This window comes from Pseudomonas sp. PDM25 (genome assembly GCF_019219045.1).
GTDB lineage: Bacteria > Pseudomonadota > Gammaproteobacteria > Pseudomonadales > Pseudomonadaceae > Aquipseudomonas.
Genome location: NZ_JAHUWL010000002.1, coordinates 344,085 through 357,734 on the forward strand (window position 1 = coordinate 344,085; position 13,650 = coordinate 357,734).

At 54.4% G+C, this 13,650-nt stretch carries 11 protein-coding genes; 9 read left to right on the plus strand and 2 right to left on the minus strand.

What is annotated here, in order from left to right:
- Positions 1–337 precede the first annotated feature (337 nt).
- The gene (locus KW848_RS04055; protein WP_218535872.1) at positions 338–1,099 is read right to left on the minus strand and encodes an SDR family NAD(P)-dependent oxidoreductase; all 762 of its coding nucleotides are present in this window, start codon (positions 1,097–1,099) and stop codon (positions 338–340) included.
- Positions 1,100–1,386: 287 nt separating this feature from the next.
- Here KW848_RS04055 and KW848_RS04060 point away from each other — a divergent pair, with 287 nt between their 5' ends.
- From KW848_RS04060 to leuS, 9 genes are all read left to right on the plus strand, one after another.
- Positions 1,387–2,625, plus strand: a complete 1,239-nt coding sequence (locus KW848_RS04060) for an aminotransferase class I/II-fold pyridoxal phosphate-dependent enzyme (RefSeq protein ID WP_218535875.1) — start codon at positions 1,387–1,389, stop codon at positions 2,623–2,625.
- A 6-nt stretch (positions 2,626–2,631) separates the two neighbouring features.
- Positions 2,632–3,462, plus strand: coding sequence for a CoA ester lyase (locus KW848_RS04065; protein WP_223527894.1), 831 nt, complete (start codon positions 2,632–2,634; stop codon positions 3,460–3,462).
- A 10-nt stretch (positions 3,463–3,472) separates the two neighbouring features.
- On the plus strand, positions 3,473–3,997 hold the full coding sequence (locus KW848_RS04070) for a MaoC family dehydratase (RefSeq protein WP_218535878.1): 525 nt from the start codon (positions 3,473–3,475) through the stop codon (positions 3,995–3,997).
- A gap of 81 nt (positions 3,998–4,078) precedes the next feature.
- A complete protein-coding gene (locus tag KW848_RS04075; RefSeq protein WP_218535881.1) occupies positions 4,079–5,068 on the plus strand; it encodes an ornithine cyclodeaminase family protein in 990 nt (329 codons plus the stop codon).
- 63 nt (positions 5,069–5,131) lie between these two features.
- Positions 5,132–6,109 (plus strand): C-terminal binding protein, encoded by a 978-nt coding sequence (locus KW848_RS04080; protein ID WP_218535883.1) that lies wholly within the window; start codon positions 5,132–5,134, stop codon positions 6,107–6,109.
- Complete coding sequence (locus tag KW848_RS04085; RefSeq protein WP_218535885.1) at positions 6,102–6,845, plus strand: class II aldolase/adducin family protein; 744 nt, start codon at positions 6,102–6,104, stop codon at positions 6,843–6,845. The genes KW848_RS04080 and KW848_RS04085 overlap by 8 nt, the downstream gene beginning before the upstream one ends.
- Positions 6,842–7,945, plus strand: coding sequence for a histidinol-phosphate transaminase (locus KW848_RS04090; RefSeq protein WP_218535887.1), 1,104 nt, complete (start codon positions 6,842–6,844; stop codon positions 7,943–7,945). The genes KW848_RS04085 and KW848_RS04090 overlap by 4 nt, the downstream gene beginning before the upstream one ends.
- Entirely contained in the window at positions 7,945–9,153 is a 1,209-nt protein-coding gene (locus KW848_RS04095) for an MFS transporter (RefSeq protein WP_309140062.1), read from the plus strand. The genes KW848_RS04090 and KW848_RS04095 overlap by 1 nt, the downstream gene beginning before the upstream one ends.
- Before the next feature lie 61 nt (positions 9,154–9,214).
- Positions 9,215–11,803, plus strand: a complete 2,589-nt coding sequence (gene leuS, locus KW848_RS04100) for a leucine--tRNA ligase (RefSeq protein ID WP_218535889.1) — start codon at positions 9,215–9,217, stop codon at positions 11,801–11,803.
- Positions 11,804–12,040: 237 nt separating this feature from the next.
- Here leuS and aceA read toward each other — a convergent pair whose 3' ends face one another.
- The gene (gene aceA / locus KW848_RS04105; RefSeq protein WP_053121621.1) at positions 12,041–13,366 is read right to left on the minus strand and encodes an isocitrate lyase; all 1,326 of its coding nucleotides are present in this window, start codon (positions 13,364–13,366) and stop codon (positions 12,041–12,043) included.
- Positions 13,367–13,650 lie beyond the last annotated feature (284 nt).

The following is a 13,650-nucleotide window of genomic DNA, read 5'->3' on the forward strand; positions in this document are numbered from 1 at the left end:
CCCATGCCGTTCGGGCATTAGCCGGCATTTCATCAATATTGTTTTGTAGGAAATGTAACGAACATAGCGCTCGCTAAATGATAATCAATATTGTTTGCGGCGGTTTTTAAACTGTTTAACCCGGTGAGCGTCGGAAAGTTGCCTTATATGCACGTTACTGCAAGTAGTGGGCGGGGTCGTTTTACCTTCTTTTCCTGGTCGAGAAAATGCTCTGGATCAAGGTTTTTCGCACAGTTTTGCGCTTGTCGCATTCCCCGTGGGAGCCGGGGTAGGTGGCGTTCATGGAAAACGCCAATAGGCACGCAATGCGTAAGACTGCCGCGACTTTCCGGGTTCTCTAAATGCAGCTGTGACCCCCGTCGATTACCAGATCGGCACCGGTCATCCAGGATGACTCATCAGATGCGAGCAGGATGGCAGCGCCTGCCATATCTGCAGGCATGCCAGCGCGCTGCATGGGAATCTCCTTTTTTCTGTTCTGCCATACCTCTGGGGAATCCCGCCACTGATTGGCGTTACCACTGGTCGCGGTCAGCCCAGGTGAAATCGTGTTGACTCTGATGCCATAGGGTGCCAGTTCTACGGCGCAGCTTCGTGTAAGCATGGACAGCGCTGCTTTGCTCGCCTGATAAGCTGACATTCGGCTGACCGCCTTGAAGGCACTGACCGATGAGATGTTAATGATGCTGCCGCCCTGTTTGCGAGCGATGCACTCTCTTGCAAAGCGTTGAGCCATGAAGAATGGAAAGCGGAGGTTGACCGCAAGGGTTTGTTCGTATTCTTCTTCGCTCAGCTCCAGAAATGGAGTACGGGTTATGAATGCCGGGTTATTGACGAGTATATCCACGGGGCCAATGGCTGCTTGCGCTTCTTCGAAGAGTGCATCAGTGCTAGTGCTTGCAGCATCCATAAGGGTGAAACCGGCCTGTTGGCCAAAGTGTTCAGCTAATGCAATGACTGCACGAGCCCCAGCTTCATCAGTGCGGGCGGTAATGAAAACATCGGCGCCCTGGACAATGAAAGCTTCGGCAATAGCTCTTCCAATACCAGCCGATGCGCCTGTTATAAGCGCTCGCTTCCCTTTGAGTCTTCCATTCATGATGGGTTAATACTCCGTGGTGAGAGTTTGCTGGTCGCATGCGCAAAGTATGAATGTGACGTAATACTTGAATATAGAAGGTGCTTCACTTTTTGCTGGCGTGAAGTAATTTTTCAGAAAGGTCCTACGGATCATTCATCTACCAATGTGCGAACTTTCCTAAGCGTTGGTGAACATTGATTTTATGAGATTGATCGTAGGCTGCCGTTAGGTAAATTCGGTGGCTGGATAGGTGGCATTGAAATCAGTATGGGTCTAGCTCTTAAGTCTATAGAGAGAGGTCGTGTATGACTGAACAAAAAAACAAGTATATAAATACGGCCAGGTCCGTAGAGATTGGTAATCCATCCTGGGCGCTTGCGCAAAATTCGGGGCTGACCGATTTGAGTATCAAGCACGCTCAGCAGGGGCGTATGCAGGACCAGAATGGTCATTTGTTCATGAATATGTGCTCTTGTTCATATTTGGGTCTCGAGGTCGATCAGCGTCTGGCGCGACGTGCCGCAGATTATGTGTTGAGTTGCGGTACCGTGAATTTGCCTACCTCACGTATCAGAATAAGGTTGAAAGAACTCGATGAACTTGAAGACGCCTTATCGGCACATTTTAATTGTCGAGCATTCACAGCGACTTCCTGCAGTGCGGGCATCGTCGCGTCTCTGCCCCTGCTGGCAGCCGGTATGTTTACAGATGGCCAACGTCCCGTTTTGATTTTTGATAAGCATGCGCACTTTGCACTGAATCAGGTCAAGGCCATCTGTGGTGATGAAACGCAGGTTGTCACTTGTAATCATAATGATGTCGACTTTATTGAAGATATGTGCAAGCGCCATCCTTTGGTCGCGTATGTTGCTGACGGTGCTTACAGTATGGGAGGGAGTGCGCCTATTGAGCGGTTGTTGGCGTTGCAGGACAAGTATGGGATGTTTCTCTACTTCGATGACTCTCATTCATTAAGTGCCTATGGCGAGCGGGGTGAGGGCTATATTCGTACTTTCATGCCTGAGCTTAATCCACGAACCCTGTTGGTTTATTCATTGGCCAAGGCTTTTGGCGCCAATGGTGGCGGTATATTTATGTCGGAAAAGGCCAATTATCAGGAGGTTTTTCGCCGTTTTGGCGGACCGATGTCCTACTCGCAATATGTAAATCCCGCCACTGTAGGCGCGGCCATGGCTTCCCTGGATATTCACAAGACCAGTGAACTGGCCGTTTTGCAGGAAAAGCTCAGTTCCAATATTCGTCTGTTCGACAGCATGTTTGTGACGGAACACGCGGGATCGGGTTTGCCGATTCGGGTTATTCCATTGGACAGTCCGGATATGGCGATCGGCGTTTCCGAGGGGGTATTCAAGCGTGGGTATTACACTTCAGCAGTCTTCTTCCCGATTGTGGCCAGGAACAAATCCGGTTTGCGCGTGATGATGCGTGCAGACATGTCCCAAAGCGATGTTCTGGGATTCTGCTCCGCAGTTAAGGCGGAGATCGAAAGGGCTCGTCTGAACTTGAAACCAGCCCGGTATTGAGAGGCCATGATGATCAATCCCACACCAAGAAGCTTACTGTATTGCTCCGCTTTGCACCCCGAGCAATACGCTAAGAATAACCTGAGTGATGTAATGGTGATTGACCTGGAGGATGGTGTTCCACTCCCTCAGAAGGTTCAGGCACGTTTGTGTGTCGAGCAGTTCTACCGTGCCCCTGTCTCGCAGCGCACGGCGCTGCGAATTAATCCTCTGCGCGATAATCAGGGGTTGCTCGATCTGCTGCTGGTGCAGTCGCTTGAGCAGCGTCCCGAGTTCATCGTCATGGCGATGACCGAGGCGGCGGCTGAAATAGATATTGTTCGGGCCAATTTGAGCCGCGACGGAGAGAGCCCAAAGATACTGGTTACGGTTGAGACGCCAGCCTGTCTACGTGATATTCACACCATCGCGTCCAGTGCTGACGGACTGATCTTCGGCTCCGCCGACTATGCGGCCAGCCTGGGTGTCACCATCGGAGGTTGGGCCAATATGCTGCATGCACGGGCGAGCATCGTCTCGGCTGGCAGTGCGGCGAGGATCCCTGTGTTCGACACCGCCTACTTCAAACTCGATGATGAGACGGGACTTCTTCAAGAGTGCCGTGATGTCCGGGAGTTGGGTTTCAGTGGCAAGACGGCCATTCATCCAAAGCAAATATCCACTATCAATGAAGTCTTCACTCCGTCCGTCGCTGAATATGAGCATGCATTGGCAGTCGTGCAGGCTTCGGAAAACAGCGGCGAAAAAATTACGAGATTGAAGAACCTGATGGTGGGGCCTCCGTTTGTAAAACAAGCAAGAAAATTGATCCAGCGCGCTCAAGAGTTGGGTCGGTGAGGAGAAGGCAATGGAACCGATGATTCTGGCCCACGAGCGGATCGGTGAAAATCGATACCGCGAGTCTTATGGCCTGCACTACGAACAGTTTGTGGTGGGTGACATCTTCGAGCACCGACCCGGCCGTACCGTAACGGAGTTGGATAATATCTGGCAGTCATTAATAAATATGAATAACCACCCTGCGCATATCGATCTTGCTTATGCACAGCAAACCGAATTCAAAAAGTTGTTGGTCAACAGTTCGGTGACACTGTCCATTGTCAGCGGAATGACGGTGGCAACCATGAGTGCCCGCGCGATCGCAAATCTGGGCTGGGACGAGATTCGATTGCCGAACCCAGTCTATGTGGGTGACACCTTGTACGCCGAGAGTGAGGTCGTTTCCAAGCGCGAATCCCGATCGCGTCAAGGGCAAGGCATCGTCACCATCAAGGTCATTGGGCGCAAGCAGGGTGGAACACCGGTGATCACTTACTTGCGCACATTTCTAGTTCCCAAGGAAGGTGCTTCGCAGGACTACCCCGTCGGATAAGGCATCGCCATTCAGAGGTTTCTGCTCGCGGACCAGGCTGACAGGTCCCTTCGAACAGCATCAATGGAATAAGGAATTGCCATGCTGCTTTTGAACAGTGAAGACATTGGACGTTGTATCAATTTTCCAAGGCTTGTCCAGGCACTGGAGGAGGCTCATAGAGGGTTTGCGTTGGCGACCCCGGTGGTCCCGCAACGTTTGATCATTACTCATGAGCGACAAAAAGCTTTCTCGCTGTTCATGCCGGCATTTATACCCGAGAGCCAGACACTGGGGATCAAGGTGTCGTCATTTCATCCAGGCAACGCAGCGCGGGGGTTGTCGTCAGTCAATGGCGCGGTTTTGTTGATGGATGTCGAAACCGGGCAATTACTGGCGATACTCGACGGCGCTACCCTTACCGCCATCCGTACCAGTGCCATGAGTGCCTTGGCGACGGACAAGCTTTGCCCGCTTGAGCGGCTTAATTTGGCCGTCATCGGTGCCGGTGCCCAAGCCGCGGCGCATATAAGGGCAATGGCCGCCGTCAGGGAGTTGGGGTGGATCAAGGTGTTTTCGCGCCGTTTTAACCAAAGTGTCGCTTTGGCCGAACGCCTTTCCAAAGAACTGTCGCTGCCGATCACTGCGGTCCGAAGTATGGATGAGGCGCTGGCCGATGCTGACATCGTCTGCACGACAACGTCCCATGATAGTGCGCAACCGCTGATTATGGCGCACCAACTCAAGCCATCGGCCCATATAAACGCCATTGGCGGCAGTTCGCTGCTGGCGTGTGAGATCGACCCTGCAATATTGGCTGATGCTCAGGTTCATGTTGACCATCTGGGTTGCGCTCGATGTGAGTCGGGAGAAATTGCGCAGGCTTTAGCGTTATCGATGATCGGCGAAAAGGACATCCGTGAGATGAGTGCATTGGTTGCCGATCATTCTCCGCCGGCAATGCTGAAGCGTGGTCTGAGTTACTTCCGCAGTGCCGGGCATGCCAGTCAGGATATGGTGACTGCTTCCTGCATCTATGCCTTGGCCAAGGAAAAGCACATCGGCATGAGCTGCGACTATCTAAGTACTTGAGGGTAGTTAAACGGGACGTTTGAAACAGCAATCAATGTTGCCGACAGGGAAAGAGGAGCATTCATGAATATTCTGATGATCGATTCACTGCGAGTGAATTATATCGACCCGGGGGAGTACTCCTCAGGGCCAGAGCAACAGCCGTATGCCGTTGAAGTGACGTCCAATCCATCGGATGAGCAACTGGCCCGGGCCGACGGCATTATTGCCTTTCATTCGGTCGTCATCGATGAGCCATTAGTCGCCAAAATGCATCGTTGCCGTGCGTTGGTGAAGGCGACCATCGGTCTTGATGATGTGGATGTCGAGGCGTTGAGCGCGAAGGGCATCCTGCTCTCAAATATCGGTTCGGTGGGAGTAGAGGAAGTGGCGGAGCACGCCATGGCCCTCATCTTGTCAGCCCAGCGAAAGCTACTCGATTACGCCGCGCATACCAGGCTAGGCGGTTGGAGTTGGAGAGCGCATTGCGGTGAAGTCAAAGCGTGCCGCGACACGGTTCTGGGGCTGATCGGCTATGGGGCAACGGGGCAGGCATTGGCGCGCAGGGCGTCTGCGATGGGCTATCAGATCTGCTATTACGATCCTTGCGTTGAGGTCTGTGTCGAGGGCATTGCAGAGGGCGGGTCACTGGAGTCTTTGCTCGCCAAGGCAGATGTCATATCGCTGCATCTGCCCCTCACCCCCGATACCCGACACCTGCTGAACGACCGGTGTTTTTCACGCATCAAGCGGGGTGTGACTCTGGTCAATACCGCGCGGGGCGCAATTGTCGATACCGACGCGCTGCTGCGGGCCTTGCAGTCTGGGCTTGTGTCCATGGCATTCCTGGACGTGCTGCAGGAAGAGCCGACTCCCCCACAGGCGTTAATCGATCATGAACGTGTATTGCTGACACCCCATGCGGCGTTTTACAGCGAGCGATCGCTGGGTCAGTTGAAGGCCAGTGCTTTGGGAACGATGTTGAGTTTGCTGCGAGGAGAAAGGGTGGATACCGTCGTCAATCCTGACTGCGCACGGATGGAGGCGAAGGGATATGCCTGAGTTGAAACTTGCAGGCCCTGAGACTTCGAAGCCTGGATTGCCGGCATGGTTCGACCAGGTGATCGGCAACAGCATTCTTCAATACGGTCAGCGGCTGGCGGCGCGGCAATTACTGGTCAATACCTTGGGTAATATTGCGATACGCAACCATTGCCCGTACTGGCGGCGAGAAGTGATCTACACCAAGCACCGAGGCGTGTCGCTGGAAGAGTGCGGTCTTGAGCATCTGGCTGTGCTGGATATGCAGTCCAATGAACTGCTGCATGGTCGTTTTCGCCCTAGCGCAGGACATCAAATGCACCGGGAAATCATGCGGTGTCGCTCTGACGTTAACGCCACCGTGCATCTTCATCCCAATGAAGTCATTTCTTTTTTTGCTGTCATGCAATGGCGTGAGATGGCGTATGTGTCCAATGACACCGCGCTGGTGATGGGCAAGCCACCGTGCATTCTTCGCGAAGGTGTGAACATCGAACTGGACGTCAGCGCCATCGGACGTTGCGCGCAGGACACCAACTGTATTGTCATGCCCGGTCATGGCATCACCAGTTTCGGCCGTGACCTGTCTGAGGCGTTTCATCGTGCTGTGGCATTCACTGCGGAAATCAGTCGGCTGATCACCAGCCAGTGTTTGTCGGCCGCCACGGGTAAGCCAGTCGTGTACGCAAACGACGACCAGGTGAGGCACATGTACGAGTTGGGTGAGGAGGTGATCTACGGGGGTGTGCACAGATGAAGGTTCATGAGCATATCAAGCGTTCCGGGTTATGGAAGGTGCCAGAACGCGACCTCTCGTCGGTGTTGCTGGATTTAAACGAAAATCAGTTTTTAAACGATTTCCTGGTGAGATTCATTGCCACCGAGTTACAGGCCCGGGATCTGTTTACCTACCCGAACTATCAGCCTCTGCTGGCCGAGCTGGCAAACTACTGCAAGGTTTCGACCGACAGCTTGTTGCTGGCCAATGGTGCGGATCAGGCAATCGACTTGGTGGTGCGCCTGCTGTTTTCGCCAGGGGATCGGGTGGTCATTCCTTCTCCGGTCTTTTCCTTCTATTACCAGATGCTTAGTGTGAATGGTGTGGAGCCAGTGATTGTGGGATTCGAGAAGCAAGCGCAGCGCTTCATTCTCCCGACCAAGGCAATCCTGGAAGCCTTGCAGACGAGCCAGGGGCTGATTCTATGCAATCCCAATAATCCGCTGGGCGCGCGAATCGACACTGAACAATTGAAGGTTCTGGTCGAGGCTTGTGTGAGGCTGAACAAGCCAGTCATTGTTGACGAGAGCTACTTTGAATATTTGCAGCAGACCTGCCTGGATGCGTTCAGCACAGTCAGGCAACTGTTCGTCATTCGTTCATTCTCCAAGTATTTCGGCCTTGCCGGATTGCGTTTGGGTTATGTCGTCACGCATCCGGAGTCAATTCGCGAATTGTTGAAGGTGCGAGGGCCTTGGGACGTCAACCACGTAGCGGTGAAAGCTGCCCTGTTCTGTTTGAATAACCGTAAAGCACTAGAGCAAGCCCATCATGAGCTAGCGCATGTCAAAAACGAGATAATCGAGTTCTGCCGGGTTCACGGAATCGTCGTTTTCGATAGCGAAACGAACTTTCTGCTATTGGAAGACCATAGCGACGGCCGTTTGGCCAAGGCGTTCGCTCAGGCAAACATTCGCGTAAGCGACTGTTCCCAATATCCCCACAGTTTCGGGTTACTTGAAAACATTCTGCGTGTGGTCGTGCCGGCGTCTTCGGATCTCAAAGCATTCCTGATGGCGATAATGCAGGGAAGCGGCAATGAGGGCAGCAGGAGTGATGTGACGGAAGCAGTTCAGTAGTGAAGCCATTGCTGATAATGACCGGCTTGGGCACCGGGATGCGCAATATCGTGCTGCTCCGATTGCTGTTCGTCATGGCGAATGCCTTGGGTCCCTTTGCCGCTTTGTTTTTCCAGCGTCATTACCGGCTCGATAGTTCCGGGGTGGCGTTGGTGATTACACTGATGTCGGCGTTTTTCCTGGTGGGTAACTTGTTGGGAGGAGTGTTGGTCGGACGCTATGCGTTCAGGACGCTGCTGGTCTGCTCTTCTTTTTGTTCATTTGTATGCTTGCTGTGCGGGATTTTGTTCAGCGCGCCGGTCGCATCCATTGCCATGGTTTTGCTGTTCATGTTCTGCGCGGGGCTGGTCACACCTGTGTTCAGTATCTTGACGTCCTTGACGGCTAACGATAGTAACCGCGTCGCCTCTTTTGGCTATTTGCATCTGGCCAGCAATCTGGGAGGGGCTCTGCTGTTTGTCATTGGCGGATATTTACTGGCTCTCGATAGCGTCTATCTAATGCTTTTTGCGCTGGTCACCAGTGTGTTGTGCCTGTTTTCAAGTGCCTGTCTGTCACTGCCGGAAAGCCACGGCAGCACGCCTGCAACAAGGGATACTTCAATTGGCATAATGGCTGGTATACCGCATATCGTAATTGTCGCGGGTGTCATGTTCTTTGCGTTGGCGGTGCTGGATGCGCAGCGTGAGTACCATCTGCCTTTGTGGCTTGATGTGGTAACGGCGGGGAAGGCTGCCAGCCTGTTCGGTGCGGTAGGAATCGTCAATGCGCTGCTGGTGATCCTGTTGACGCAGTCACTGATTGCGTTGACGTCGCGTTTCGAGCCGCTCACCAATTTGGCTTTTGCCGCTATTTTCTACAGTGTCGGTTTTGGCGCCTATGCCTTGTTCGAACATACGGTACTGATTCTGTTGTTTGTTTTCTTCTGGACGCTGGGTGAGATTCTCAGCGTTACCTACGTCACCGCGCTTATCTCGCAAAAAACGCCATTGCAAACGCAACCTACGCTCTTTTCTCTTGTTCCGGTCGTGCTGGCGGGGGCGAGGATGGTGTCCGTGGGGCTGGGAGCCTTGCTGATCGCTGGTGTTGGTTTCCAGTTGAGCTGGAGCCTCTATGGGGGGCTGGGCATCGTATTTGGAGGCATCTGTTTTTGGGTCGGCCACAGGACAATTGCATTGCCCCGCGTCACATCGCGGGACAGGAACTAACAAAGGAATTGTGGGTTGATCGAGTCTTGTCGCTCAGCTCCAGCACAGTTAAGGAGCTTCTATGCGAGCACAGTATGACGCGGCCTCTGTTGAACGTACGGCTCAGGCCCAATGGCTTGAAAATGATGTATTCAGGGCGGTTGAAGATGCTTGCCGGCCTAAATTCCATGCCTGCTCGATGCTTCCCTATCCATCGGGAAAGTTGCACATGGGGCATGTACGCAACTATACGATCAACGACATGCTGGCTCGCCATATGCGCATGAAAGGATTCAATGTCCTGATGCCTATGGGGTGGGATGCCTTTGGCTTGCCCGCGGAGAACGCGGCTATGAAGTCGGGTGTTTCGCCAGCGCAGTGGACACTATTGAATATCGCGGACATGAAGTCGCAAATGCTGCCTTTGGGGCTTGCCTTCGACTGGTCTCGGGAGATTGCCACTTGCGACCCTGAATACTACAAGTGGAGTCAGTGGTTTTTCCTCAAATTGCTGGAAAAGGGTGTGGCCTACAAGAAGACCCAGATAGTCAATTGGGACCCTGTCGATCAAACGGTGCTGGCCAATGAACAGGTAATCGACGGTCGAGGTTGGCGTTCGGGGGCTCTCGTCGAGAGGCGGCAGATTCCAGGTTACTACCTGCGTATAACCCAGTATGCCGAGGAATTGCTCTCGGCAATCGACGCTCTGGATGGTTGGCCGGACAGGGTCCGCACCATGCAGCGGAACTGGATAGGGAAGGTCGCAGGGGTACGTTTGGCTTTTGCCCACCGAATCCAGGACGCTGCTGGACAAGTGATCGACGAAGGCAAGCTCTGGGTATTTACCACCCGTATCGATACGCTCATGGGGGTAACCTTCTGTGCTGTATCCCCTGAACATGCACTGGCCAAACATGCCCTGGAGCTCAACCCTGGGCTGGAGCCGCAGGTGCACACCTGTCGACAAACGGCGAATTCCGGCCCATCCAGCAGCCAGAGTAAGTTGGGCGTCCCCTGTGGCTTGCATGTGGAGCATCCGCTGACCGGTGAGCCTGTTGAGCTGTGGATAACCAATTATGTGCTTGGCGAGTATGGTGACGGAGCCCTGATGGGGGTGCCTGCGCACGATGAGCGTGACTTCGAATTTGCCAATCAATATGGCTTGGCCGTCCGCCAAGTCATTGCCCGGAGTGATCACGTATTCGACCCGACGTTCTGGTCCGACAATTACACTTGTCGAGAGGGGCATCTCATCAACTCTGGTGTCTACGATGGCCTCACTGTTACAGAGGCGGCCCAGGCGATAACCGCTGCGCTGATTGGTCGCCGAATGGGTGAGAAGACTACGACTTGGCGCCTGCGCGACTGGGGGATCTCACGGCAGCGTTACTGGGGGACGCCGATTCCTGTCATCCAGTGTGAGCAATGTGGTGACGTGCCGGTGCCTTATTCGGACTTGCCGGTCGTATTGCCTACTGATTGCGTGCCGGATGGCAGCGGCAACCCGTTGCTGGCGCATAAGTCGTTTCGCGATGTGGATTGCCCACGCTGCGGAGCGGCAGCGCAGAGGGAAACAGACACCATGGATACCTTCGTCGATTCGAGCTGGTATTTCATGCGTTATTGCGATCCTGATAGCGATACCTCGATGGTGGGGCCCGGCAGTCGTTACTGGTTGCCAATCGATCAATACATCGGCGGTATCGAGCATGCGGTGTTGCATTTGCTCTATGCGAGGTTCTGGACACGAGCAATGCGTGACGAAGGGCTGGTGGATTTCAGCGAGCCGTTCAAGAACCTGTTTACCCAAGGCATGCTATTGCGTGAAAGCTATTACCGAAAAGCCGATGACGGTAGCCTGCAGTGGTTTTACCCCGCGCAGGTGGTGGTCGAGTATGACGAAAAAAGCCGTCCTCTGAGGGCTACGGCGCTTGAGGACGGTTTACCCGTCATCATCGGTGGCGTGGAAAAAATGTCCAAGTCGAAGAATAACGTCGTCGAGCCGAAAGACATCATTAACAAGTTCGGCGCTGACACCGCCCGACTTTTCACAATCTTTGCAGGTCCTCCTGATCAGAGCACGATCTGGAGCGATAGCGGCGTTGAAGGTGCCTATCGCTTTCTGCGCCGGCTCTGGAGCTTCTTCCACGACGATCAGGCTCGGCGCTGTGCAGATGATCGGGTTGGAGACATTGCTGAATCGAAACGCGTGCGCTTTGAGATGCATCGTTTGCTGCAGCAGATCAACAACGATTACGAACGGCTGCAATACAACACGGTCGTTTCGGGTGCGATGAAGATGCTCAAGGTGCTGGAGGGGGGCAGGGGTGCCGGCCCACAAGTGGCCCGCGAAGGCATGGCGATCCTGTTGCAGGTTCTGCACCCTGTGACGCCGCACATCACTCAGGTCCTTTGGACGGGGGGTGGGTTCGAAGGCGATATTTACGACAGTTCGTGGCCCATGCCGGACAGCGAAGCCTTGGAACAGGACGAAGTAAAAATGATGGTGCAGATAAATGGCAAGTTGCGCGGGCACATTATGATCGAGGCTGATGCCGAGCATGACGCCATTCGGTGCAGGGCGTCATCCGACGCAGGGCTGCGCAACCACTTGAAAGGGGCGGGCAGGATGATTGTGGTGCCCAACCGCCTGGTGAACTTCATCGTCTGAACTTTCGAGCTGGCGCACAGGAAACAAAGCGCGGTTACCGAGGAGGTACCACCCTGGGTCACCATAGATGCTGAATGTTGGACCGCTTTCGCAAGCAAGCCCGCTCCCACAAGGTTTTGCGTTGTTGGTTAAATCACGCGCAAAAAAACGCCCCGAACCAGTCGGGGCGTCAGATGTGCGGCGTTGCAGTTAGCTTTCTATTCGGTCCGCAACGGCCGTTTGCTCAGGCGAATCGGATCAGTGGAACTGTTCTTCTTCAGTCGAACCGGTCAGCGCGGTTACCGAAGACGTGCCACCTTGAATCACAGTGGTCATGTCGTCGAAGTAGCCGGTGCCCACTTCCTGCTGGTGAGCCACGAAGGTGTAACCCTTGGCGGCGTCAGCGAACTCTTGCTCTTGCAGCTTCACGTAGGCAGTCATGTCGTTACGGGCGTAGTCGTGCGCCAGGTTGAACATGCTGTGCCACATGTTGTGAATGCCGGCCAGGGTGATGAACTGGTGCTTGTAACCCATGGCAGACAATTCGCGCTGGAACTTGGCGATGGTCGCGTCGTCCAGGTTTTTCTTCCAGTTGAAGGAAGGCGAGCAGTTGTACGACAGCAGTTGGTCCGGGTATTCCTTTTTGATCGCTTCAGCGAAGCGACGAGCCTCGTCCAGATCCGGCTTGGCGGTTTCGCACCAGATCAGGTCGGCGTACGGAGCGTAAGCCAGGCCGCGAGCGATGGCCTGGTCGAGACCGGCGCGCACTTTGTAGAAGCCTTCCTGAGTACGTTCGCCAGTCACGAATGGCTGGTCGTACGGGTCGCAATCGGAAGTCAGCAGGTCAGCCGCGTTAGCGTCGGTACGAGCCAGAATGATGGTCGGAGTACCGGCAACGTCAGCCGCCAGACGGGCAGCGGTCAGCTTCTGTACAGCTTCCTGGGTAGGAACCAGTACCTTGCCGCCCATGTGGCCGCATTTTTTCACGGAAGCCAGTTGGTCTTCGAAGTGAACGCCGGCAGCGCCTGCTTCGATCATGCTTTTCATCAGCTCGTAAGCGTTCAGTACGCCGCCGAAACCGGCTTCAGCGTCCGCCACGATTGGAGCGAAGTAGTCGATGTAGCCTTCGTCGCCCGGACCTTTACCGGCTTTCCACTGGATCTGGTCAGCACGACGGAACGAGTTGTTGATGCGCTTGACCACGGTTGGAACCGAATCCACCGGGTACAGCGACTGATCCGGGTACATCGATTCGGCGGAGTTGTTGTCCGCAGCGACTTGCCAGCCCGACAGGTAGATCGCCTGGATACCGGCTTTAACTTGTTGTACAGCCTGGCCGCCGGTCAGGGCGCCCATGCAGTTGACGAAATCTTTCTCAGGACGGAAGGACGGTTTGGCGCCCTGGGTTACCAGGTTCCACAGCTTCTCGGCGCCCAATTTTGCAAAGGTGTGCTCAGGTTGAACCGAGCCACGCAGGCGGACGACGTCAGCAGCGGAGTAAGCGCGTGTCACGCCTTTCCAGCGTGGGTTTTCAGCCCAATCTTTTTCGAGGGCTGCAATTTGCTGTTCGCGTGTCAGTGCCATGGAGATAAACCTCGTCGCATAGGTCTGGGTGGAAAATTCCTGCTCCTGCCAAGTACGCAATTAGAGGGGCGTAAAAGGCTGCTCGCTGACCAGAAGCTTAGGTGGTCAAGTCGGATTCGGCGGGGGTGGCGACGGGATGAACGATGGGCTCGAGGGGAAGTGAGCAGGTAAGGGCGAACTGTCGAGCGCATTCGGGCGTCGTGGGCCTTGGTACGAACTTCAGTGTGGAGCCGGGTTACCTAATTACGCTTCCGTCCCTCGGGACAACTTCGTTCCAGTCGGCA